This is a genomic window from Novosphingobium sp. BF6 (assembly GCF_058273105.1).
Genome location: NZ_CM177776.1, coordinates 1,983,521 through 2,007,901, shown reverse-complemented (window position 1 = coordinate 2,007,901; position 24,381 = coordinate 1,983,521). Strand labels below are relative to the sequence as shown.

Genomic DNA, 24,381 nt, shown 5'->3' with positions numbered 1-24,381 from the left:
ACTGTCGGGAGCGCCTTTTCTCAGGTCGTCAGAAGCGGGCGGTCACGCCCATCCAGACGCGGGCCGGGTCGATCATGTAGCCGGCCTCGCCGTAGTTCAGGCGCTTGTCTAACAGGTTCTGCACGCCCGCATGGAAAGTGAAGCCGGACGAGACCTTGTACGATCCGCCGAGCTCGACGGTCGTATAGGATTCGACGACGAGGTTGTTGCCGCTGATCTGCGCCTCGGTCACCGCCTCCTCGCCGCGATAGACGGCGCGGGCGTATAGGCTGAGGCGGTCGTCGGGGCGCCAGTTCAGCGAGGCGCTGGCCTGCTGCTTGGGCGTGTCGTTGAGCGCCATGCCCGCGCTGGCGCCGGTCAGCTGCTTGGAATCGGTCAGCGTACCGGTCGCGTTGAGGCGCAGCGTAGGGGTGAGATCGAGGGAGACGGTCGCCTCGATGCCGCGCACTTTCGCCTTGTCGACGTTCACGTAAGTCGTCGGCGGACGGCCGATCGAACTGAGCGGTTCGTTGATGCACCAGGCTCCGGCCTGCTCGCAGGTAAGCCGCGTGATCTTGTCGTTGAAGCGGGTGTCGTAGGCGGTCAGGCTGGCCTCGAAGCCCTTGCCTTCGTACATCGCCACCGCCTCGATCGTGCGTGAGGTTTCCGCTTCGAGGTCGGGGTTGCCGTAGATCGTGCCGCCGCGGCTGGCCTGGCCCCAGTCGGGCAGGGTCTGGCGCAGGTTCGGCGCGCGGAAGCCCTGCGAATAGCCGCCCTTCAGGGTCAGGCGTTCCGTGGTGTTCCAGACGAGGTAAGCCCGTGGGGTCCAGTGGTTGCCGTACTGCTCGTCGTTGTCCATGCGGATGCCGCCGGTCAGGCGCAGGCTGTCGAGGATCGACAGCTCGTTCTCGGCGAACAGCGCCCAGTTGGTGCGGCTGGCGCCGCCGCGGGTCGAGCCCGGCAGCAGATTGCCGACCGTGTCCGTAAGATCTTCCTTGCGGAAGAAACCTCCGAGACTCAGCATGTTGGACGGCAGCTGCACCGACCAGATCGACTGCGCGACGGTGTTCTTGATCCGCTTGGTGGTTTCGAGGTTCTTGGCGTCTTCGTACTGGACGTAGCTTTCCGAATTGGCGAAGCCCCAGCGGCCCGAATGGCTGAGCGCGGCGACGTAGCGCTCCTGGGTCTGGGTATCGAGGGTGCCTTCGGGAACGGTGGCGGTCACTTCCACGGTCTTGCCTGCCGTGGCGGTCACTTCCTGGCGATAGTAGCCGCCCTCGACGAGGAAGTCGTGGTCGGGACCGGCGGAGAAGCCGATCTTGCCGCCCAGGCTCTCGTCCTTGCGCTCGGGCGTGCCGCCGACGACGCGGTCTTCGGTGCGACGGTTGAGCGAGCCTTGCAACTGAAGGCCGACGCCTTTGGTAATGGGGCCGGAAAGATAGAAGTTGCCGTCTTGGAAATTGCCGTAGTCGCTGCCGAGCTGCATCGTGCCGTTGACGCGCACGCTGCCGCGCCATTCGCTGGCGATACGGCGGGTGATGACATTGACGACGCCGCCCATCGCATCGGAACCGTAGAGTGAGGACATCGGCCCGCGCACCACTTCGATGCGCTCGATCGATTCCAGCGGGGGCAGCATGCCGCCCTCGGAGTTGTTGCCGCCGTTGGTACGGGTTTCGCGGCTGTTCAGGCGTTTTCCGTCGACCAGGATCAGCGTGTACTGCGGCGACATGCCGCGGATCGAGATATCGCGGCTATTGCCTTCGCCGGGCGTGACGGTGACGCCGGGAATTTCCATCAGCGCATCGGTCACTTCGCGGTAGGGCAGGCGCTCCAGGTCCTCGCGGGTGATGACGCTGATCGAAGCAGGCGCGTCCTTCACTTCCTGCTCGCGGCTGGTGGCGGTCACGACGATGGTGGAAGCGCCGGTGGTGCTTTCAGCTTCGTCGGCAAGGGCAGGCCGGGCAACCAGCGCGGTGCCGAGCGTGGTAGCGGCAAGGCTCAGGGTGGCCGCGCTCGCGCGCAGCCGGAACTTGTAGATCACGATTACCCCCCTTTGGGACACGAATACAGAGCTAATGCGAATGCTTTGCAGTAGCGCCCTTGGCGTGGGGGTGTTCGCAGGCCAACAATCAAGATCGGATATCGACTATTCAGGCAGCGCGCGCGGCGGCTGTCGCCTGCAGATCTGCGCCAGACGGTCCCGCAGCCATTGCGAGGCGGGATCCCGATGGCTGCGCTCGTGCCAGAGCAGCCAGTATTGCAGAAGGCCCAGTTCCGAAGGTGCCGGGCGCGTGGCCAGTCCATGGCGCGGATCGAAATGCACGGCGGCCCGAGAGGGCAGGACCATGACCAGATCGCCTGCGGACAGCATCGCGGGGGCCAGACCGAAATAGGGCAGACTGGCGACGACCTGGCGCGCGGCGGCGGCGCTGCCCAGCGTCATTGCCACCCGGTCCAGCTCCGCTTCGCTCACCGTGAGGCCGAGGTGCGGATGAGCCAGGAATTCATCGATCGAAACGGGAGCTTCGCCTCGTGCCAGCGGGTGGTCGGCGCGGGTGACGCAGAGGAACTCGTCCTCGAACAGCAGGGCGCGGTGAAGCTGCGAGGGGTCATGGTCGAGACCCGAGATTGCGAGGTCGATATCGCCTTCGGCCAGCGCGCGGTGGGTGGCGTGGCTCAGCGGTACGATGTCGATGGCGATCGCAGGGGCTTCCTCGCGCAAAGTCGCCATGGCCGGAAGCAGCACGGACATGACGCCGAAATCGGTGGAAGCCACGCGGAAGCGGCGTTCGACGCGGGCGGGATCGAAGCGGTCCTCCACCAGCAGGGCGGATGTCGTTGCCATCCAGTCGGCCAGCTTCCCCACCAGTTCGTCACCCCGGCGGGTGCGGGCCATGCCGCTGCCCGAGCGGACCAGCAACGGGTCCTTGAGTGCTGTGCGCAGTTGCGAGAGCGAACGGCTGACGCTCGGCTGGCTTACTCCAAGCGCAAGCGCCGTACCACTGACGCTCTTGGTCTTGAGCAGCAAGGTCAGCGTGAGAAGCAGGTTGGGCGAGATCGGCAGGACCATGGCGCGCGAGTATTGCAACTTCGTCTCAGTCGCAATGACCCCGAATCGGTATGGAAGCGCTTTGTTGCGGTCCGATCATGAGGTGAAGGGGGTGGGAAATAGAGTGGAAACAACACGTTTGCAGTCCGTCGCGCGTTTCGGGAAGCGGCAATAAGCCTGGATCGGAGGAATTGCGCCGGAGCGGTGCCGATTCATACTCGACCGATGTGCCCGTATAGGCTATGCGAATGACTCGCATTAGCCGGGTCGACAGGGCGGCCCTGTGGGTTCGTTGGGGTTAGATCGCTTGACCATGTACGCCACCATTCATCACCCGGACGCACTGGCGCCGGATCTCCCGGCAAGTACCTCGATCCCGCAGTCGCGACCTCCGGCGGAAGTCGTTGCCCTTCATGCGCCCCGGACCGTCTCGCGCTATGGCGAAAGCCGCAAGCCCAATCTTGCGGCCATGCTGGGGGCCACCGCGATTGTCGGCGGCATGATCGCCTCGATGCTGGCGCTCAACATCGTCAACGCGCATCGCGAGACGCACAAGCGGCTGGTCGTCGCCGACCTCCAGCAACTCAAACCGCCGCCGCCTCCCCAGCCGCCCAAGCCTCAGCCGCAGCCGGAAAAGGTGACGGTGCAGCCGGTCTCGCCGGTCGTGGCGCCGCCGCCTCCGATCGTGCTGACGTCCGCCCCGGCAACGATCAGCACTTCGCCCGAGCCGCCGGTCGTGCGCGTCGCGGTGCCCGGTCCACCGGCGCCGCAGACCCAGAGCGTAGCGGTGGCTCCGGCCCCGCGCATCGAGAATGCCGGGGACCTGTCGTCGAAGATGATCTCGGCCGAGCCGCCGCGTTATCCGGTGGAATCGCGGCGCAAGCACGAGCAGGGCACAGTGGTGCTGATGGTGATCCTGGGCACCGACGGCACCGTGGCGGATATCTCGGTTTCGACGAGCAGCGGTTTCGACCGGCTCGACAAGGCTGCGCTTTCCTCGGTACGGCGCTGGAAATGGTCGCCCACCAAGCGTGACGGCGCGCTGGTCATGGTGCGCGGACTGGTGGAGATTCCTTTCGTTTTGCGAACCTGATCGTCGCTATCCGGCGGGAACCTCGCGTTCCTCGCCGCGCAGCTGTGCGACCACGGCGCCGGCGTCCATGCCGATCCCGCGCGTCAAAGAGGCCGGAAGTTCCACGCGGAATCCGCGTGCCAGCAGGCCCTCGATCGCCCATTTCACGCAAAAATCCGCTGCGACGCCGACCACGGTAACATCGCGAAGGCCCTCGGCGGCGAGGTTTGCGAAGAAAGCCTCGCGGTCGATTGCCTCCCCGCCGAGCGGTTTCAGCGAGAGTCCGGACTCCGCCCACATATCGAACACGCCCTTGTCCAGAGTATAGACCGGGATGGACGGTGCGATCGCCCCCGCGTCAAGGACACTTTCCCAGCCTGGCGTGTCGTGAATGCAATGGATCGGGAACTGCGCGCTTTCGGGCGAACCGGCGTAGACTTCGGGAACGTGGGTGTCGAACGTGAGCAGCACGCCCGCCGTGGTTTCCGGGGCGAGCGCGGCGAGCCAGTCCTGCACGGGCGCAACGATCGCCTCGGCATCCGGAACCGGCAGGGCGCCGGAGGCGTGGACGAAGTCGCCCTGCATGTCGACGACGATGACGAAGCGCTTCTTGCTGGAAACCGGAAGCGGAGTTGCCGAAAGTTCGATCGCGGGAAGGTTTGTCATTGGCGCATATCGTCCTAAGACTGGGTCATGGTCTACACGGATATTGCAACCCGCACCTACAATCACAACTGGCGGCTCGATCCGATCGTGCGCAGCCTGCTCGATACGGACTTCTACAAGCTGTTGATGCTGCAGATGGTCCGGCATCTCTATCCGGACGTCCGGGCAACCTTCGAGCTGATCAACCGCACGAAATCGGTGCGGCTGGCAGAAGTGATCGACGAGGCGGAACTGCGCGCCCAGCTCGATCATGCGCGCACGCTGCGGTTCGGCAAGAAGGAGCTGATCTGGCTGGCGGGCAACAGCTTCTACGGCAAGGCGCAGATGTTCAGCCCGGACTTCATCGCCTGGCTTGCCGATTTCCGCCTGCCCGAATACGAGCTGCACAAAGTTGACGGCCAGTACGAGCTGCGTTTCGAAGGGCCGTGGACGCATACGATGATGTGGGAGATTCCCGCGCTGGCCATCGTCAACGAACTGCGTTCGCGGTCGGCGATGAAGGATCGCGGCCGTTTTGCGCTCGACGTGCTCTATGCCCGCGCCAAGGCCAAGCTCTGGGAGAAAGTGGAGCGGCTCGCCCAGCTTCCCGACCTCGTGCTCTCGGACTTCGGCACCCGGCGGCGGCATGGTTTCCTGTGGCAGCGCTGGTGCGTGGAGGCGCTGAAGGAGGGCTTGGGCAGCCGCTTCATCGGCTCGTCCAACGTCCTGCTGGCGATGGATGCCGATCTGGAGGCCATCGGCACCAATGCCCACGAACTGCCGATGGTGCTGGCGGCGCTGGCGGAGAGCGACGAGGAACTGCGCCAGGCGCCCTACCGCGTGCTCAAGGACTGGAGCGATCACTACGGCGGCAACTTGCGGGTGGCGCTGCCCGATGCTTTCGGCACCGCCTCGTTTCTCGAACGCGCGCCGGACTGGGTGGCGGACTGGACCGGTTTTCGCCCCGACAGCGCCCCGCCGATCGAGGGCGGCGAGCAGATCATTCGCTGGTGGCAGGAAAAGGGCCGCGATCCGAAGAGCAAACTGCTGATCTTTTCCGACGGCATGGACATCGACAGCATCGAGGCGACCTATCGCCATTTCCACGGCCGTGTACGGATGAGCTTTGGCTGGGGCACCAACCTCACCAACGACTTCCGAGGCTGCGCGCCGTTCGAGACGGCGGACCTCGACCCGATCTCGCTGGTCTGCAAGGTCGTCTCGGCGAACGGGCGCCCGGCGGTGAAACTCTCGGACAACCCGGCGAAGGCGACAGGCAGGCCGGAGGAGATCCAGCGCTATCTGCGTGTGTTCGGCGAGGCCGGCCGGGTGGCGAGCACGGTTTCGGTCTAGGTATCTGGACCCATCCCCGAACATCGCGGAAGACCAGACTCAACTAACGCTTGTGGGCGGATTTCCCGTGTTCGGAGCGAACGTCGTCGCGAGGCTTGCCCTTGCTGGTACGTTGCGCCGAGGCGGGAGCGGCTGACAGTACCGGACCGCAGGCGGCTGACTTTGCATCGCCGACATCGACGAAGGCCAGAAGCCCGGCGACCGGCGTTGCCGCCACGGCGAGGCCCAGCCCCACTCCGGCACGGCCGAGCAGCTGGGGGCTTACTACGCGGAGCGAGGGCTGGGCAAAGTGGCCGCCGATTCCTACCGGGGACTGGCCCGAGAACAGGCTGAATTTCTTTCCGTCTGCACGGATTGCCAGATCGATCGCTTCTGTTCCGAAGCTGAAGCCGCCGCGTCCGGTAATCACGTTCTTCGAAGTATCGATGAGGATCGGGTCTGCCGCGGCTGTGCCGCTGCGCACGGTGAAGGCGATGAGGCCGCAATTGATCTCGACCGGCTTCTTCAACTTGCCCTCGAACATCTTCGAGGCGAAAGTCCCGAGATCCAGTTCGGCCAGTTGCACGTTGCGCGTCCAGAAGGTGCCTCTGGGCATCACGAAAGCGATGCGCCCGGATGCGGAAGCGAGCGAGTCGTGGATCGTGTCGCCCCTGCCTTCCAGCTTGATACGGCCACTGATGGTCCCCGTGGTGCCGGATTCCGCCACGCCGTATCCTGCCAGGAGGCGGCCCATCGGCGTCGGCGAGAGGCGGATATCGTAGCTCGTCGCGGCGGGTCTCTGTCTGGTGTCGAACATCAGGTTGGACGATACGTCCCCGCGCGCCATGGAGAACGTCAGCGGCGAGAGGGCAAGCCGCCCATGGTCGAGCGAGAGCTTGAGCGCGATGTTCTGCACCGGGACGTTGCGGGAGCGGATGACGCCGATCTTCCAGTCCAGCCCCGCGTCGAAGCGCTGCATCGTCTCGACCGGCAGCGCGGCATCGGGCAGGACCCGGCGCGCTCCGGCGCCCGTCGCGGCGGCGGCGGCAACCGCGCCTTTCGCGGCGACGATGTCAGGATTGTAGCCGATGAACGGCGCCGCATCGACGATGTCGAGCCGTCGCGTCGCGAGTGCGGCATCCATGCGCAGGCGCTCGGCATTGGTGACGGTCAGCTTGCCGGCGATGTCGGATTGGCCGAACGTGCCATGCAGACCGGTGAAGCGGTAGGTCTCGCCGTCCTTCACGAGTTGCGCGGCGAGACCGTAACGGCGGGTTTGCGGAATGGCGACGTCGATGATGGCGAGTAGGTCGGACAAGTCGTCTCCGCGCGCCCGGACCTTGAGGGGAACGTCCTCGAAATCGGCGATCGAGGGCAGCGTGCCGGAAACGTCGATCCGGTTTCCGGCGGCCCAGGCGGTGAGCTCCAGTGCATTGCGTCCGCGATTGACGGTGGCGTCCGGGGACAGCAGGCGCGCGGTCACGCGGAACGGGGTCTTGCGCAGGATGCCGTCGCCCCGAACGCCCACGGCCTTGCCGATCCGGGCATCGGCGGAAGCGATCGGGTCGACCCGGAGATCGGCCAGCAGCGGCATGCGGGGATCGGCATAACGGATGCGGGTGTCCGCCACGACGGCGCGGTCTATGCGGGGAAACTCGAAGGGCTTACCGCCTTCGCCGCTGCCGAACGTCCAGGTGTTGCGGTCATGCCCCTCGTCCCATTCGAGGTCGACGGCGCCGCCTTGAAGATCCAGCGAATGAACGTGCTGCCGGCCGAACAGCAGCGAGAGCGGGGCGATCCGGGCGTCGATGCGCCTTGCCGAGAAGAAGTGAGGGCGAGCGGCCCAGGCCGGATTGGAGACACTGAGCCCTTCGGCCACGAACTTGATCCGCAGCGGTGCGAAGTAGAGCTGGAAGTCCCCGCCGACCTGCACCTGCCGTCCGGCCAGAGACCCTGCCGTGCGCTCGAAAGGGTGCTTCAGGAACCGTCCCTTGGTGATGAAAAGGACGAGCCAGGCGGCGAATACCGCGATTACGATCGCGAGCAGGATGTTGCGCAGGATGTGCAGGCGCCGCCTCGAGCGCCGTTGCGGAGGTTTCGCTTCCGTCGCCGCTGCGCCGGAATCGGTCCGCGCATCGCTTTGCGTCGTTGCATCCATATCGCCCTAAACGACGGGAAGCCGTTTGGTTTCGCAGAAAGGCGCAGACCCGCCACGACCGGACGATAACCTGCTCCAGCCATTGAACGATATCTCTACCCCGCCAGATCCAGCAATCGCTGCGCAAGTGCATCGAGGGGCAGGCTCTCGGCGCCCGGCACGAGGGCCAGGGCGGCGCGCGGCATGACCGGATAGGCGGCGCCTGCGGGATCTTCGACCAGCGCGATGCCTCCTGTCTCGAAGAGGGCGCGCAGGCCCTCGGCACCATCATGGTTGGCGCCGGTCAGCACCGCGCCCACCAGACCGGAGCCATAGGCATCGGCGGCGCTCTCGAACAGCACGTCGATGGACGGGCGGGAGAACTGTACCGGTCCCTCGACCGAAAGCGAGACGGTGCGGTCGGTCTCGACCAGCATGTGGTAGTCGGGAGGGGCGAAGAGGATCGTGCCCGGCGCGATCGGTTCCTTGTCGTCCGGTTCGCGCACCTCGAGGTTGCATTTGGCGGCGAACAGTGAGGCCAGCACGTTCCTGCGGCCGGGCGGTACGTGAACCACGACAAGAACCGGCAGCGGATAATCGCCGGGCAGGATCGGAAGAAGGCGGGAGAGCGCCTGCACGGCGCCCGCCGATGCTCCGATAACGACGGCGCGGGGTCGGGTCACGGATCGCGCCGCTGGTAGATCTTCTCCTCGCGCACGAATTCGCCGAACGACCCGGCATATTGCGAGAAACGCAGGCTTTCCTTCGCCCCGAGGCCGAGGAAGCCCTTGCGTGCCAGCGAGCCGCGAAACAGCCCGACGGCGCGGTCCTGCAAGCCGCGGTCGAAGTAGATCATGACATTGCGACAGGAAATCAGGTGCATTTCCGCGAAGACCGCATCGGTGACGAGGCTGTGGTCGGAAAAGACCGCGCGCTCGCGCAGGCTCTTGTCGAAGGCGGCGTGGCCGTAGGCGGTGGAATAGTAGTCCGAAAGCGAGGACTTTCCGCCCGAGAGCTGGTGGTTCTCGGTGAACGTGCGAAGGCGGTCCAGCGGATAGATGCCCCGCGCCGCGGCATCGAGTGCATCTTGATTGATATCCGTCGCATAGAACAGCGTGCGGTCTTCCAACCCTTCCTCGCGGAACAGGATGACGAAGGAATAGAGTTCCTCGCCGCTGCTGCATCCCGCGATCCAGACCTTGAGCGAAGGATAGGTGCGCAGATGCGGCACGACTTTCTCGCGGATGGCGCGGAAGTAGGCGGGATCGCGGAACAGTTCGCTGACCTGCACGGTCAGGAAACCCAGCAGGCGGGAGACGGTGGCCGGATCGCGCAACAGGCGGTCCTGGAGCGCCGAGAAAGTCGGCAGCCCCATCTGGTCGCGTGCCTGTCGCAACCGCCGCTTCAGCGAGGCCTGGGCGTAATTGCGAAAGTCGTAGTGATAGCGGCGGAAAAGTGCCTCCAGCAGGAGGCGGATCTCGATATCCTCGATCTGCTCCCCATCCATCTTTTCTGTGCCCATTTGCTCCTTGACCATCAGGGCCTCCGCATCATCGCGGCATCCACACGCGGACCAGCGAGAGCAGCTTGTCCACATCGAGCGGCTTCGACATGTAGTCGTTGGCGCCCGCCTCGATGCAGCGCTCCTGATCGTCCGGCATGGCCTTGGCGGTGAGCGTGATGATCGGCAGTTTCGTCCAGCGCGGGTCCTGGCGAATTTCGCGAGTGGCGGTGAGGCCGTCCTTTACCGGCATCATCACGTCCATCAGCACGAGATCGATGTGGCGGGCGTTGTCCTCTGCGAAGCGGTCGAGCGCATCGATGGCCTCCTGCCCGTTGCGGGCGATCTCCACCACCGCGCCCTGCGGTTCGAGGATGTTGGTGAGCGAGTAGACGTTGCGCACGTCGTCCTCGACCACCAGAATGCGGCGGCCTTCGAGGATCGCATCGCGATTGCGGGCCTGCTGGATCATCGTCTGCTGCTCGGCCGGCATTTCGGTGACGACCTGGTGCAGGAACAGCGAGACTTCGTCGAGCAGCCGCTCGGGCGAGCGCGCGCCCTTGATGATGATCGAATCCGAATAGCGGCGCAGGCGCTGCTCGTCGTCGGCAGTGAGGTCGTGGCCGGTATAGACGATCACCGGCGGGAAGGCATAGCCACCCTCGCGGCTCAGGGTTTCGAGGAGTGTAAAGCCGCTGGCGTCGGGCAGGGCGAGGTCCAGAACCATGCAGTCGAAAGACTGGCAGGCCAGCAGTTCGAGGCATTCGGCGGCGGTGGCGGCGGCAACCGTCTCCACGTCGCCCGAAGTCAGCAGCCGTGCCACGGCGTCGCGCTGGACCGGATCGTCCTCGACGATCAGCACCCGGCGCGTGGGGGAATCGAGCCGGGCCGCCAGCGTTTCCAGTACGCCCGAAAGGTCTTCGCGTTTCACCGGCTTCACGAGGTAGCCGACGGCGCCCAGCGACAGCGCCGTCTGGGTATGGTCGCTGCCGGACACGACATGGACGGGGATATGCCGCGTCTCGACATCGCGCTTCAGGCGGTCGAGCAGGGCGAGGCCGGACTGGTCGGGCAGCCCGATGTCGAGCACGACGGCGTGCGGACGGAAGCTGCGGGCAAGCTGGAGGGCTTCCTCGGCGGTTCCGGCAACCAGACACTGGAAGCCCATTTCCCGCGCCATGTCGCGCACGATGCCCGCGAAGGCGGAATCGTCCTCGACCACCAGCAGGACACGCTGGGCGGCGGTGGCCGTATCGCGATCGTCCTCGACCTGCCGAAGCAGCACGGCCGGTTCCGGGGCGGGTTTGGCGCTGGGTGCCGGGGAGGGGATGGTAGCGACGGGCGCGGGACCGTTCGGCTTGATCTGCGCCGATCCGGTCAGGGCGGGATCGTAGGCCAGCGGCAGCCGCAGGGTGAAGCGGCTTCCCTCGCCGGGCACGCTCGCCAACGAGATCGCACCGCCCAGCAGGCGGGCGAGTTCGCGCGAGATCGAGAGGCCGAGGCCGGTGCCGCCGTACTTGCGATTGACCGTGCCGTCGGCCTGCCGGAATGCCTCGAAGATCGCGCGCTGCTGGTCTTCGGGAATGCCGATCCCGGTGTCGGTCACGGAAAGCAGCAAGGTGCTTGTGCTCTCCGGGGCGCCGTCCGGTTCGATCTCCAGCCTTACGCAGCCCGTTTCGGTGAACTTGAAGGCATTGGAGAGCAGGTTCTTGAGCACTTGCTCCAGACGTTGCCGGTCAGTGTCGAGCGTGGCCGGGCAATCCGGCGCGACGCGGATTTCGAAATCCAGCCCCCGATTCCGTGCGACCGGCTGGAAGACTTGCCGCATGTCGCCCGCAAGCCGCTCCAGCAGCACCGTCTCGGGCCGGATCTGCAAGTGTCCCGCCTCGATCTTGGAAAGGTCGAGAATGTCGTTGATCAGTGCCAGCAGGTCGTTGCCGGAGGACTCGATGGTGCGCGCGTATTGCACCTGTTCGTCGGTGAGGTTGGCCTTGGGATTGTCGCTCAGCAGCTTCGACAGGATCAGCAGCGAGTTGAGCGGCGTGCGCAGTTCGTGGCTCATGTTGGCGAGGAAGTCGGACTTGTAGCGGCTGGCCTGCTCCAGCTCCTGCGCCTTGAGTTCGACCGCGGCGTTGGAGCGGGCAAGATCGTCGCGCTGGTGCTCCAGTTGCTGGGCCTGTTCCTCAAGCTGCGAATTGGTCTGCTCCAGTTCGACCTGCTGGTGTTCGAGCCGGACCTGCGATTCCTTGAGGGCGCGGCCCTGTTCTTCCAGCTCCTCGTTGGAGACGCGCAGTTCCTCGCTCTGGACCTGGAGTTCTTCGGCATGGTGCTGCAACTCGGCCCGGTAGCGGGCCGAGCGAAGGGCAACGCCCGCCGCGTTCGAGATTTCGGCAAGGAAGGTCAGGACATGCTCGTCCACCGGTTGAAGGAAACCGAGTTCGATCACCCCGTGGACCGCGCCGTCGGCCATGGCCGGGGCGATCAGCAGGTGGCGCGGCTTGTCGCTGCCGAAGGTGGAGCCGATCGTCAGGTAGCTGTCGGGAATGTCGGCCAGCAGCACCGGTTCACCGTCCGCCGCGACCTGGCCGAGCAAGCCTTCCCGCAGGGCGAAACGCTCGACAATCCCGGCATCGGCGGGCACGCCGTGGGAGGCGATCCGGCGGAACAGGTGGCCGTCGCCCGAGAAGACCGCACCGGCCTGCGCGCCCACGAACTTGACCAGGAAGGCGAGGATGTTCTCGCCCAGTTGCTCGACCGGCTGGTCGCCCAGTATTGCCGAGGCGAGCGCGACCTGTCCCGACTGGAGCCATTGACGGTTCCCGGCGGCGATCGCCGCGCGGCGGATCAGGAAGCCGATCGCCAGCGTGAGGGCGATTCCCAAGAGGCAGGAAGCCATGCCGCTGGCCCAGGCCGAGCGATAGGCCTGCTCCATTTCGGCAAGCCGCTCCGCCCGCAGCCGCGCTTCTTCCTGCTGCATCAGGCCGAGCTGGGCGCGGATCGCGTCCATTTCGGTCTTGCCGCGATCCGAGGCGACCAATGGGAGGGCAGCTTCCAGGCCGCCGCTCTTGCGGGTCTCGATCGTTTCGCGCAGTTCGGCGAGCTTGGCGTCGATATGGCGGCGCAGCGGCAGGAGGCGGTCCTGCTGCTCGGGATTGTCGCTGGTGAGACCGGCAATCGCCTCGAACTGCCCACCGACATCGGCAAGCGCGCTGCGATAGGGATCGAGATAGCTCTCCCGCCCGGTCAGCAGAAACCCGCGCTGCCCGGTTTCGGCATCCTGCACGGCCGAAAGCAGACGGTTCAGCGCGACGATGACTTCATGGGAATGGACGATCTTGCGCGTGTCGTCCCGCAGGACGCGCACGTTGAGATAGGCCACCGTCCCGCTGGCCAGAAAGAACAGGACCGCGATAGCAAGACCGAACGCGGTCTTGGGGTCCAGTCCCGGCGCCGACCGCCGTGCCCCTCCGGAATATTCGTGAGAACCGTCGAGCGTTAGTTTGGCAGGGGCTGCCTGCTTGAAAGGTGAGTGCATGAGCCTGCCAGAAAAGGAGTGCGCCGGGAACCGCCGAGCTTCCCGCATGCGGGGAAATTCACCAGCGATCAAGGCGTTCCATCATGCTCGCACGATCAGGAAAGATTCTTTCCGTGCAGGCCTTGGCCCTCTTTCAGGAAGCGCCGTTTCCGGCCGGCGGCGGAGACGGACTCTGCATGCCGGGTTGCTCCTGCGGCGTTGCATCGCCTTGCTCGACGGCTTGCCGGGTGTCGTTCACCCCGCCGGTATCGCCGGGAGCTTGAACGGCCCGAACTATATGCCGGGTTGCTCCTGCGGCGTTGCATCGCCTTGCTCGACGGCTTGCCGGGTGTCGTTCACCCCGCCGGTATCGCCGGGAGCTTGAACGGCCCGAACTATCCAGATCAGCGAGAGCGCTGCAATTGCCAGTACCAGGCTGATCAGCAGAATGTACCGGACTGTGCCCGGCGTCGAACCGGCGCGGGCTTCATCCTTTTCGAGATGCACTTTCTCGTCGCGGCTATCCATCCTGCACCTTCCAAGCTGAGGGTTCTGAAACCGGGGGTTAGCGGTCAACGCATGCCGACCATCGACGTTCCCCCCTGCGATCCCGAGTCTTCGGCAGCAGCCGGCGATGCGGCGATGGAAACATCGTCACAGGCCGGGCAACGACTGTTCGACGAAACCCCAACCGCGCAGGTCCCGCGCCCTCTCGGTCAGCTTGGACGCGTCGCCGATCGAGAAGGGATGGGCGTCCTTCATGCCGTCCAGTTCGTCCCATGAGATCGGCACCGCGACCGGCGCGCCTTCGCGGGCGCGCGCCGAATAGGGCAGGACGGCAGTGGCGCCGCGCTGGTTGCGCAGCCAATCGATGAAGATGCGCCCCTTTCGCTTCGCTTTGCCCATGGTGGCGACGTAGCGTTTCGGCTGTGCCAGGCTCATGGCCTCGGCAAAGCGACGGGCGAAGTCCTTGTGAGTGTCCCAGTCGTGCCCCCGCTTCAGCGGAACGACGACATGCACGCCCTTGCCGCCGGAGAGCATGGCGAAGCTCACCAGACCGAGATCGGCCAGTCGCGCCCGAATGTCCTTGGCAGCGCGGGCGCACTCGGCGAAGTCCAGGCCCTCGTCGGGATCGAGATCGAAGATCATGCGCTCGGGAAATTCCACCTCGTCGGCGCGCGCACCCCAGCCGTGGAACTCGATCGTGCCCATCTGCACGCAGGCGATCAGCCCTTCCGCATTATCGAGGTAGAGATAGTCCTCCACGCCGCCGTCCTTTTCGCGGATCGGCACGTGATGGACATGGTTGCCGAAAGTGCCGCTGTCGTGTTTCTGGAAGAAGCACTTCTTCGCCCGCCCCTGGGGGCACCGGACCAGGCTGATCGGGCGATTGGCGGCGAAAGGCAGCATGAGGGGGGCTACGGCGGCGTAATAGTCGGCAAGGTCGCCCTTGGTTTCGCCGCTTTCGGGGAATATCACCCGGTCCCGGTTGCTGATCTTCATGTCGATCTCCGCTGCGGGCGCGGGCTGGGCGCGTTCCGGGGTGACGGACTTGGCGTCCTTGTCGGACCTCAGGCCGAGGAAACTGCCATGACGCACGCGCCCTTCGCCGGTGAATTCGGCGAAGGCGACTTCGGCCACCAGCTTCGGCGTGACCCAGCTCGCCCCGCGCGCTTCGGTGCGTTCGACTTCGACAGGCGCCGTCTTGCGTGCAAGCTTCTCCAGCTTCGCGGCCATGGCGGCCAGGCTCTCGGCATCGAAGCCGGTGCCGACCTTGCCGCGATAGACGAGATTCTTGCCTTCGTATTGTCCCAGCAGCAGCGACGAGAAGGGACGCCCCTTCGCGGTCGACCGGGACCAGCCGACGATCACGAACTCCTGCCGCCGCGTGCATTTGACCTTGACCCAGTTCTTCGTGCGTCCGGCGCGATAGGGGGCGTCCACCCGCTTGGCGATGATGCCCTCCTGCCCGGCCGCGCACATGGCATCATGAAGCTTCTCGCCGGAGCCGATCACGTGGTCCGCAAGGAAGACGGGCGGCTGCACTTCGGCGAGCAGGGCTTCCAGCCGTTCCTTGCGTTCGATGTTGGGCATCGGGGCAAGATTCTCGCCATCCAGTTCGATCAGGTCGAAGGCATGGAATTCCAGTGCATCCCGGTCGGACTGGCTGCCTTGGCCGCGTTTGAGCACTGCCTGGAGGCTGGAGAAATCGGGATTGCCGTCCTTGCCGCGCGCGACGATCTCGCCGTCGATCAGACAGGGCGGCAGGTTCAGCGCGGCCAGATGCGCGGCCAGCGGTGCGAACTTGTCCGTCCAGTCGAGGCCGCTGCGGGTATGGACCACGATCTTTCCACCCGCCGCGGCGACAAGCGCCCGGTAGCCGTCGAACTTGATCTCGTGCATCCACAGGTTCCCGGTCGGCACGCTGTCGACCAGTGTTGCGAGTTGCACCGGGCGGAATTTCGGCGGCTTGCCGCTGTTCCGGCGGGCGGGGCGGGACTTGCGCGCATTGCTGGTCGCCGCCGCTTCCATGATCTGCGCAAAGGCATCGCCCTTCTTGCCCTTGAGCGAATGGACGGCGCCCTTGTCGGCCTCGATCTCGGCCATGGTGCGCCCGGTCAGGACACTGGTCAGCGCCTGCTCCACAAGGACATCGCCGTCCTGTGCGAAAGCATCGCCGACCTTGCGCAGGAGCCAGTTCTCGCGCTTTTCGCCGGGACGGGGCTTCATCCGCACGAGCAGCCATTCACCCTTCATCCGCTCGCCGTCGAGCATGAAGTGAAGGTGTCCCTCGTCGATATCCCGCGTACTCTTGCCGGCGACCGGCGCCCAGGTACCGCGGTCCCAGAGCATGACCGTGCCGCCGCCATACTCGCCTTTGGGAATCCCGCCTTCGAAGGTGCCGTAGGATAGGGGATGGTCTTCGGTCCGCACTGCCAGGCGCTTGTCGTCGGGATCGGCGCTCGGTCCTTTCGTCACCGCCCAGGACTTGAGCACGCCGTCTATTTCGAGGCGAAAGTCCCAGTGCAGCCGCGTCGCCGCGTGCTTCTGGACGACGAAGCCGTTTCCGCTCTTCCTGCCGCGCTTTCCGGCAGGTTCGGCGGTCCTGGCGAAATCGCGCTTGCGGTTATATTCGGCAAGCAGGTCGGTGATGGGTTCTTGCTTGCTCACGGGTCATACCTGTTTCGACAAGCCTGTCAGGCGTGCTTGCGGGTGCGGGACGAGGAGGTCGGCTTCTTTGCTGCGGGCTTGCGGGACGAGGAGGGCTTCGCAGCCTTCGTCCCGCTTTCGCCGACCGACTTCTTCAGTGCCGCCATCAGGTCGATCACATTGCCCTTGCCGCTGGAGGGTTCTTCCACGTCTTCGAGAATACGCTTGTTGCCCTTGGACTTGGCCTTCTTGTCGATCAGGCGGTGGAGCGCATCGACGTAGCGATCGTGAAACTCGGCAGGCTTGAACGGGCCGGTCTTCTTCTCGATCAGGGTCGTGGCAAGATCTAGCAGGTCGGCGTCGGGCCTGGCATCTTCGATATCGCGAAAATAGCCCTGCGCCTTCTGGACCTCGTCGGCGTAGCGCAGCACTTCCATGACGAGCCCCCGCCCGCAGGGCTTGATCGAGACCAGCTGCTCGCGTCCGCGCACCGCCAGTTGACCCAGCCCGACCTTGCGGGTCCGGCGCAGGGCTTCGCGCAGCACGGTATAGGCCTCTTCCGCCAAGTCGTCGGCAGGCACGACGAAATAGGGCTTTTCGTAATAGAGCACGTCGATCTCGTCGGCATCGACGAACTGCACGAGTTCCAGCGTCTTGCGGCTTTCGATCTTGACCGCCTCGATCTCCTCCTCCTCAAGCAGGATGTAGTTGCCCTTGGAAACCTCGAAGCCCTTGATGATCTCGTCGCGGTCGACCGGGCCGACGCCGGGCGCGACTTTCTCGTAGCGGATACGCTTGCCGCTGGGTTCGTGGATCTGATGGAACGAGATGGCCGCGCCGGATCGCGTCGCCGGATAGACTTCGATCGGGATCGAGACGAGCGCCAGGCGGATCTGGCCTTTCCAGTATGCGCGTGCAGGCATGGGCGCGTCCTTTCTCGTCTGGAGAAAGACGCGAGGGACCGAGGAGTTCCCCGGCTTTGCGTTCCACCCGGCTGCGGAGGCAACCGAGGTCCAGGCATGGATGAACCCTGCGGCGAATGCCTCCGGATGCGCGCCGGGCAGTGGATCGTCCGGGGCCTTGCATCGTTTCCCTATCAGTCGACGCAAGGACGGCCCGGCAACTCGGTTGGGTCGGTCTCGGCATAAAACAGCGACATCAAGGAGAGCATCGATGAATCGGCGTGATTCAAACCCGGCCAGCCGTCAGTCCGGCGGATATCGTGACGAAAGCTCCGATTGGGAATCGCCGCGTCAGGCGAGCAAGTGGCAGGACGACGCGCCCCGACAGGCCGGCGGTGGTTGGGGCAATGACGAAGGGAGTACGCACCGCGATGACGCGGCGTCCCGAAATTCCCGTTGGGACGAGAACGATAGGCGGTACCGGAGCGACGACCGCGGAGCTTCGGGTTATCGCGAGCGTGGAGGCTATGGCTCGCAGGCGCGTGGTCAAAGCTACCGCGAAGGGCGTTACGGTAACGACCGTCGCGAGGCGGGAAGCGAGCGAGGCTATCGTTTCTCAGGCGAGCGCGACGTCTATCCGATCCGGGAATACGACGCGAGCGGCGGCAACGACTTTGCCGATTTCACCAGCGAGGACTACGGCGGCCGCGATTTCTATGCCCGGCGCGGCGGTGGCGGCGGTTTGAGTCCCAGTTTCAGCTACCGTCCGACATTCGATACTTTTGGTAGAGGCTATTACGGCTCGCGCGATTCCCGGACGGATAACGAGCCTGGTCGGCGCGATTACGGCGACTGGCGTGAATATGGCGAGGAGCGCGGCTTTTTCCAGCGGGCGGGCGACGAGATCGCCAGCTGGTTCGGCGACGAGGATGCGGCGCGTCGCCGTGAGCAGGATCATCGCGGTCGTGGCCCTTCGGATTATACGCGATCGGACGAACGCATCCGCGAAGACGTGAACGATCGCCTCACGCAAGACTGGCGCGTGGATGCTACGAACATTCGGGTGCTTGCCAAGGACGGCGAAATTACGCTGGACGGTACGGTCGGCAGCCGCCATGCCAAGCGCCGCGCCGAGGACCTTGCCGACGATGTCTCCGGGGTGAAGCACGTGCAGAACAATTTGCGCGTGACCGGCGGGACGGGTTGGAGCGATACCGGTCAGGCCAGTTCGACCAGCCCGGCTGCAAGATCGAGCACGACGAGCGGGTCGGTGACCGGCACGAGTACGTCTACTTCTCCAACGACCGGATCGACGACGGGTAGTTCCTCCTGATCCTTGGCAATTAACTGAGAATGGCCGTGGTTCCCTTTGGAAACACGGCCATTTTCGTTTTCGAAAGACTTCGGGCGTCAGGCTTTCCCACTATTTCCTGGTCGGGGCCGAGCATTGCGAAATCGACGACCGTCATCCTGCCGGAAGGCTTCCGAAGAGGGCACGGTTGAAGAGACGACGCGAGATCCATGCATTCGATGCGAGATCGCTAACGGGAAAGGGCTTCGGCGAGGCCGTCGATTTCCGCTTCCGGGATGCGGCGGGCTATGACCGCCATCGGATCGCGCGGTTTTCGGGCGTCGATCACGGCTTCCTCGCCGCGCCATTGGCGCAAGCGCGCGGCGAGGTATTCCGGGCGCTGGCCGGACAGGACCGGAGCCGCCTTCCCCGGCGCGTGACAGGAAAGGCAGGCGGGAAGCTGCTTGCCGGCCAGGCCACGGTCGGCGATCGGATGCGCGGTGGCGAGCGAACCGGAGTGAAGGCCGGGCAGGTTTGCGAAGTATCGTGCTGCCGCGCGCATCTCGGTCTCGGTCATCCCGCTGGCCGCGCCTTGCATGACGGCCCCCCGGCGCTTGCCGGATGCAAAGTCGCGCAAGGCGGAAAGGAGGAATTGTTCTTTCTGCCCGGCAAGGATCGGGATGTCGGTTTGTCCGCGTCCCTTTCCGTCGCCGCCGTGACATCCCGTGCAGCGCGCGAGCGGGCCGGGAGGAGCCGCCGTCAAGGCCCTGTAGTCCTCGGCGCTCATGCCGGGCAGGCGGCGCAGGAAACCGACCATGCGGCGCACTTCGTCGGGACGCTCGACGGCGGGCCAGGCGGGCATGCCGGTGTATTTCACGCCGTGGCGGACGATCCAGAAGAGTTCGCGGTCGCTGTAATCGCCCACCGTCTTCGCAAGATCCGGCGCGGGCGGCGTGGCGGCCTGCATGACCGGCGAAGGCGGCGTGCCGGGTGCGCCATGGCAGACCGCGCAGGACTGGTGGAAATGCCCGGCCGCGCTCACCAGGGCGCCGTCGTCGCGCACCTCTTTCGGGGTCTGGAATGTGCTGTAGGTGCGTGCCGAATTCTGCATGGTCCAGTGCAGGAACCAGTCGGTGATCGCCCAGTGGCCCGACGAGGCGGCGATCGGAAACAATCCCGACCAGGCGAAGCCCATGCCGAACAGGGCAAGAGCGACAAGGCCGAGCACAAGGCGTTTCCAGGTCAGTCTGATCGTCATGTCGAGGTTTCCGGTCGGACCTTGAGCAGCCCGGCGAGCAGGGCGAGGCCGCCGAGAAGGTAACTCGCGCCGCCGATCACCAACATGACCACGCCGCCGAGCTGCTGGTCGGCGAGGGCATCGAGACCGAGGGGTACGGCATGGTGGTGCATGGCATAGAGCGGACGCGGTGCAAGGCCGATCAGCACGCCCAGCAATGTCATGTGCATCGAGGTCAGGAGCAGTGCCCCGATCCCGGCGGCGCGGTTCGGAGCGTGGATCGCCGCGCTCCAGAGCAGGACTCCGGCGGCAAGAAAAGTGGCGTGTTCGGCAGCGGCGATGGCGGGGAAGTCGACGGTCAGGCGGCGCAGCACAGGCAGGTGCCAGGACCAGACCGCTAGAAGTTCGAACAGCATCATCGCCATGGGGGTCACCACGCGGGGCCAGCGCCGCGCGGGATCGAGCGGGCCTCCTGCGAGGCCGAAAGCCAGCAGCGGTGCAGAGACGGCGACCGCGATCATGTGCCCGGTCATATGGCCGGTCATCCCCATCGGCGCGATTGCCCAGCCCGGCGGCAGCAGCGCGAGACCCGCAACGAGCGAGGCCCGCTTCACCGGCAGTCTCCGATGAAGACGACGGGCAGGGCGGTGAACAGCACGCCGACGAAGCTCAGGCCTGCCAGCAGCAGCGTGGATTTTGCGAGGAAGCGCAGGCGGTCGATGTCGGTGCCTTGTTCGTGCGGAGGCGGATCGCCGCGCAGGCGTGTTTGCCGATGGGCGATCCAGCCAGAGAGCGCGATGGCTGCCAGCGCCAGCACGGTCCCGGCCGTGAAGAGCGTGGGGAACTCGGCGAAGAAGCCTGCCTTGGCGCAGGACACGGCGGCCCAGAGGTAGGAAAACAGGAAATGGGCCGCCCAGACCGTCGGTGGGACGATCAGGGTCCAGAGTGTGACCTGCAGCCGCTCGTGCCACTTGCGCTTTTCTTCGCTCATGCCACCTCCGGGAATAGGCCGATGGTCGCGTAGGCGACCACGGCGGTGAGCGCGAAGAAGTGCATGTAGACCGCGACGTTGCGGATATCGGCGTCGTGGCGGGGCGTCATCCGTCCCGCGAGGCTGCGTGCCAGGACATAGGCCAGCATGATCGCGGCGACCGCGGCATGGAGGCAGGTCCAGATCGTCAGGGTCCAGACGATGGCCGGATAGCTGTGCGCGGTGGGGTCCATGCCGGAGATCCACGGCCCGGCAAGGCCTGCCGGAATGCCCGCGAGGCTGGTCGCAAGACCGAATAGCAGGAAGACGCGCGCCAGGCCGACAGCGCCGCGCGCATGGACCTCGCGCGCCGCGATCGTCGTAAGCCAGCCCGCGAGACCGAGGGCGAGCGCCAAGAGGGGCCAGACCATCCCCGGAGCCGAGGCCATTTCTGGCGGGGGAAAGGCCTCGTGCCGGGTCCAGAAGAAGAAGTAGCCGAAGACCAGCCCGGAAAAGGCAGTCGCGTCCGCCATCATGGTGATGAACATCGCCCACCACCCCGGCGAGGCGCTGCCCGAGATGTAGAGCGGTAGCTCCATCCCGTGTCCGATCGGCTTGCAGGGCTTCTCGGGGATTTCCGCCGTACCGGTCCAGAGCCACCAGAGCACCATGGCGAGCGTCGCTGCGCCCGAGAGAAGCGCCGGCCAGTAGAGGTGATAGGTCGTCAGGATGAACACCCCGCCCAGCGCGAGCGCCGTCAGCATCGGTTTCCAGCTCGGCGCGCCGAGGCGGATGACCGAGACCGGGCGTGCATCGAGCACCGAAGTGATGATCGTCTCCCGTCGGCCTTCCTCGGCGTCGGGCAGGAAGTAACGGCCTTCATCCACTTTGCGTACGAAGTCTTCCTGGTCCCAGATGGGATAGCGGCTTTCGATCAGCGGGATCGAGCGGATGCCCCAGTTCTCGTCCTCTGGGTGGGCGAGCCATTCCAGCGTTCCGGCCTGCCACGGATTGCGCGGCGAACGCGGCCGCCAGGGCGAGCGGGCAAGGTCGAGCACGATCACCGCAACCCCGGCAGCGATCACGAAGGAGCCGATGGTGGAGGCGAGATTGAGGCCGCCTAGGCCCAGGTCCGCAGGATAGGTGAAGACCCGGCGCGGCATGCCTTCGAGGCCGGAAAGGTGCATCGGGAAGAAGCACAGGTTCGCGCCGACGAAGATGAGCCAGAAAGCAGTGCGGCCCGCCCGGTCGGACAGTTTCTTGCCGGTCACCAGCGGCCAGTAATAGTAGAGCCCGGCAAAGAGCGGCATCAGCGTGCCGCCGATCAGCACGTAATGCAGGTGCGCGACGACGAAGTACGTGTCGTGGGCCTGCCAGTCGAACGGGGCGAGCGCGACCATTACGCCGGTAAGGCCGCCGATCACGAAGATTGCAAGGCTCCCGGTCGCGTAGAGCAGCGGCGTCGACCAGACCACGCGGCCCGCCCATAGCGTGACGATGAAAACGAAGATCTGCACCGCCGTCGGGATCGCCACGGCCTCCGAGGCAGCCGAGAAGAAGCCGAGGCTGATCTTCGGCAGTCCGGTCGCGAACATGTGGTGGACCCAGAGGCCGAAAGACAGGAACGCGGTCCCGACCGCCGCTAGCACGATCCACGGATAGCCCAGCAGGTGGCGCCGGGCGAAGGTTGGCACCAGCATGGCGAAGAGCGCGATCGAGGGCAGGAAGACGATGTAGACCTCGGGATGGCCGAAAATCCAGAACAGGTGCTGCCAGAGCAGCGGATCGCCGCCGCGCGAGGCGTCGAAGAAGGGCCAGTCCAGCAGGCGCTCCATTTCGAACAGCACGTCTCCGGCGATCAGCGGCGGGAAGGCGAACAGAATCATCACCGCCACCACCAGGATGTACCAGGCATAGAGCGGCATGAGATTGAGCCGCATGCCGGGCGGACGGCACTTGAGCACGCCGACGATCAGTTCGACGGCGGCGGCGACCGAGGAAACCTCGATGAAGGACAGGCCAAGCATCCAGATGTCGGCGCCGAGGCCGGAGAGGTCGGTCCGCGTCGTCAGCGGCGGGTACATGAACCAGCCGCCGTCCGGCGCCGCATCGAAGAAGATCGAGCCGGACACGAACACCCCGCCGAGCAGGAACGACCAGTAGCCGAAAGCCGAAAGACGCGGAAACGGCAAGTCGCGTGCGCCCAGAAGCTGGGGCAGCAGGATGATCGAGACCGCCTCGAACATCGGCACAGCGAAGAGGAACATCATCACCGAGCCGTGCAGGGTGAAGAGCTGGTTGAAGGTGCCGGGGCCGACGAGGTCGTTGTCGGGAACAGCCAGTTGCGTCCGCATGATCAGCGCCAGCACGCCCGCGAAGAGCATGAAGGCGAAGGCTGTGAGCACGTACCAGTTGCCGACCTGGTTGTTGTTGGTGTCCGTCCAGCGCAGGAACAGGCCTTTCGGCGGCGCCCAGACTTCGCGCAGGCGCTGCTCCTGCGCGGCGCGGAGGGTTGGGTCGTCCTGATCGTGGAGGCTCATCGTTCCGGTTCCTGCGTTTCCGGAGTTCCGGCTCGCTTGAGCCAGCCAGCCAGGGCCAGGGCCTCGTCCTGCCGCAAGTGGCGATAGGCGGGCATGCGGGCGCCGGGCTTGAAGCGATGCGGATCGCGGATGAAGGCGGCGGTGTTCCCGGTCGTCGGCGCGAGGATGCCGGCGCCGAGCGTCAGTCTCTCGCCGTAGCGGGTGAGATCGGGGCCGATTTCGCCGGACGGAACGCCACTTGCGGAATGACAGCTCCCGCAGCCTTCGCGGGCGAAGAGCAGCGCCCCCCGGTCGCGGATGGCGCTATCGGTTTGGTGCGGCGGAACGCGGGCAGCCGCCAGCCAGGCGTCGAAGGCAGCCGGTTCCATGGCGATGACGTCGAAAGCCATGAGGGCGTGGCTCAACCCGCAGAATTCGGCGCAAACCCCGCGATAGGTGCCCGGCTTTTCGGCTTTCACGACCAACCGGTTAGTGCGGCCGGGGATCATGTCCATCTTGCCGGCGAGGCCGGGTATCCAGAGGCTGTGGACCACGTCGGCTGCGGCGAGTTCGAATACCACTGTGCGTCCCACCGGCAGACGAATCTCGTTGGCGGAAAGGAGCGGTTCGGATCCTGCCTGCCGATAGGCGACGCGCCACCAGAACTGTTCGCCTTCCACCCGGATGTGCAAGTCCTTCTCGGTGGCGGGCAGGGGGCGCATGGCGGGCAGCGACCAGATCAGCAATGCGGCCAATACCACGGTGGGAAGAACCGCGCCAAGCCACAGCACCAGACGCATTCCGCGTTCGTGCGTGAGCCTCCCTTCCGGCGCGCGGGCAGCAATCCCGTAAATCACCGCGACGCCCAGCGCTATGACCAGACCCCCGGCGGCGAGTACGATCGTAAGCCACAGCGTTGAGCGCGCTTCCAGTCCGAATGGGGCCAGCGCCGACTGGTGGCGGTTGCAGCCAGCCAGCATCAGCGGCCACAGGGCCAGGAATTTTCCGGCAACCGATCTTCGCAAGAGGCTTCTTCCCTGAGGCGTTCGGGAGCAACGCGTCAAGAACAGGACGGTTCGC

General features: G+C 65.6%; 18 protein-coding genes. 3 read left to right on the top strand and 15 right to left on the bottom strand.

Annotation, left to right across the window (positions count from 1 at the left end; genetic code table 11):
- Positions 1–28: 28 nt before the first annotated feature.
- Positions 29–2,023 carry a TonB-dependent receptor domain-containing protein gene (locus AC4D6D_RS23705; RefSeq protein ID WP_491327953.1) on the bottom strand — a complete coding sequence of 665 codons (1,995 nt, stop codon included), beginning with the start codon at positions 2,021–2,023 and terminating at the stop codon, positions 29–31.
- Positions 2,024–2,128: 105 nt separating this feature from the next.
- Positions 2,129–3,052 carry a LysR family transcriptional regulator gene (locus AC4D6D_RS23700; protein WP_491327952.1) on the bottom strand — a complete coding sequence of 308 codons (924 nt, stop codon included), beginning with the start codon at positions 3,050–3,052 and terminating at the stop codon, positions 2,129–2,131.
- Between the two features lie 292 nt (positions 3,053–3,344).
- On the opposite strand from AC4D6D_RS23700, the gene AC4D6D_RS23695 reads away from it, so the two are divergent.
- Positions 3,345–4,124: an energy transducer TonB gene (locus AC4D6D_RS23695; protein ID WP_491327951.1), complete on the top strand. Its 780-nt coding sequence runs from the start codon at positions 3,345–3,347 to the stop codon at positions 4,122–4,124.
- A gap of 6 nt (positions 4,125–4,130) precedes the next feature.
- On the opposite strand, the gene AC4D6D_RS23690 is transcribed toward AC4D6D_RS23695, so the two are convergent.
- Entirely contained in the window at positions 4,131–4,769 is a 639-nt protein-coding gene (locus tag AC4D6D_RS23690; RefSeq protein WP_491327950.1) for a cysteine hydrolase family protein, read from the bottom strand.
- A gap of 27 nt (positions 4,770–4,796) precedes the next feature.
- On the opposite strand from AC4D6D_RS23690, the gene pncB reads away from it, so the two are divergent.
- The gene (pncB, locus tag AC4D6D_RS23685) at positions 4,797–6,101 is read left to right on the top strand and encodes a nicotinate phosphoribosyltransferase (RefSeq protein ID WP_491327949.1); all 1,305 of its coding nucleotides are present in this window, start codon (positions 4,797–4,799) and stop codon (positions 6,099–6,101) included.
- Between the two features lie 43 nt (positions 6,102–6,144).
- Here the strand turns inward: pncB and AC4D6D_RS23680 are convergent, their stop codons facing one another.
- From AC4D6D_RS23680 to ku, 7 genes are all read right to left on the bottom strand, one after another.
- Positions 6,145–8,238 (bottom strand): AsmA family protein, encoded by a 2,094-nt coding sequence (locus AC4D6D_RS23680; protein WP_491327948.1) that lies wholly within the window; start codon positions 8,236–8,238, stop codon positions 6,145–6,147.
- A gap of 95 nt (positions 8,239–8,333) precedes the next feature.
- A complete protein-coding gene (locus AC4D6D_RS23675) occupies positions 8,334–8,900 on the bottom strand; it encodes a chemotaxis protein CheB (RefSeq protein WP_491327947.1) in 567 nt (188 codons plus the stop codon).
- Complete coding sequence (locus AC4D6D_RS23670) at positions 8,897–9,739, bottom strand: CheR family methyltransferase (protein WP_491327946.1); 843 nt, start codon at positions 9,737–9,739, stop codon at positions 8,897–8,899. Before AC4D6D_RS23670 ends, AC4D6D_RS23675 begins: the two co-directional genes overlap by 4 nt.
- Before the next feature lie 28 nt (positions 9,740–9,767).
- A complete protein-coding gene (locus tag AC4D6D_RS23665) occupies positions 9,768–13,253 on the bottom strand; it encodes a response regulator (RefSeq protein WP_491327945.1) in 3,486 nt (1,161 codons plus the stop codon).
- A gap of 273 nt (positions 13,254–13,526) precedes the next feature.
- On the bottom strand, positions 13,527–13,760 hold the full coding sequence (locus AC4D6D_RS23660; RefSeq protein WP_491327944.1) for a hypothetical protein: 234 nt from the start codon (positions 13,758–13,760) through the stop codon (positions 13,527–13,529).
- A 126-nt stretch (positions 13,761–13,886) separates the two neighbouring features.
- On the bottom strand, positions 13,887–16,403 hold the full coding sequence (gene ligD / locus AC4D6D_RS23655) for a DNA ligase D (RefSeq protein WP_491327943.1): 2,517 nt from the start codon (positions 16,401–16,403) through the stop codon (positions 13,887–13,889).
- Positions 16,404–16,429: 26 nt separating this feature from the next.
- Positions 16,430–17,305 (bottom strand): non-homologous end joining protein Ku, encoded by an 876-nt coding sequence (ku, locus tag AC4D6D_RS23650; protein WP_491327942.1) that lies wholly within the window; start codon positions 17,303–17,305, stop codon positions 16,430–16,432.
- Positions 17,306–17,555: 250 nt separating this feature from the next.
- Here ku and AC4D6D_RS23645 point away from each other — a divergent pair, with 250 nt between their 5' ends.
- Positions 17,556–18,617, top strand: a complete 1,062-nt coding sequence (locus AC4D6D_RS23645) for a BON domain-containing protein (protein WP_491327941.1) — start codon at positions 17,556–17,558, stop codon at positions 18,615–18,617.
- A gap of 208 nt (positions 18,618–18,825) precedes the next feature.
- Here the strand turns inward: AC4D6D_RS23645 and AC4D6D_RS23640 are convergent, their stop codons facing one another.
- The 5 genes from AC4D6D_RS23640 to coxB are packed head-to-tail and all read right to left on the bottom strand — an operon-like array spanning position 18,826 to position 24,326.
- Positions 18,826–19,833: a c-type cytochrome gene (locus tag AC4D6D_RS23640; protein ID WP_491327940.1), complete on the bottom strand. Its 1,008-nt coding sequence runs from the start codon at positions 19,831–19,833 to the stop codon at positions 18,826–18,828.
- Positions 19,830–20,426 (bottom strand): cytochrome c oxidase assembly protein, encoded by a 597-nt coding sequence (locus tag AC4D6D_RS23635; RefSeq protein ID WP_491327939.1) that lies wholly within the window; start codon positions 20,424–20,426, stop codon positions 19,830–19,832. The genes AC4D6D_RS23640 and AC4D6D_RS23635 overlap by 4 nt, the downstream gene beginning before the upstream one ends.
- Positions 20,423–20,803, bottom strand: coding sequence for a hypothetical protein (locus AC4D6D_RS23630; RefSeq protein WP_491327938.1), 381 nt, complete (start codon positions 20,801–20,803; stop codon positions 20,423–20,425). Before AC4D6D_RS23630 ends, AC4D6D_RS23635 begins: the two co-directional genes overlap by 4 nt.
- Positions 20,800–23,322 (bottom strand): cytochrome c oxidase subunit I, encoded by a 2,523-nt coding sequence (gene ctaD / locus AC4D6D_RS23625; protein ID WP_491327937.1) that lies wholly within the window; start codon positions 23,320–23,322, stop codon positions 20,800–20,802. Before ctaD ends, AC4D6D_RS23630 begins: the two co-directional genes overlap by 4 nt.
- On the bottom strand, positions 23,319–24,326 hold the full coding sequence (coxB, locus tag AC4D6D_RS23620; protein ID WP_491327936.1) for a cytochrome c oxidase subunit II: 1,008 nt from the start codon (positions 24,324–24,326) through the stop codon (positions 23,319–23,321). The genes ctaD and coxB overlap by 4 nt, the downstream gene beginning before the upstream one ends.
- Positions 24,327–24,381 lie beyond the last annotated feature (55 nt).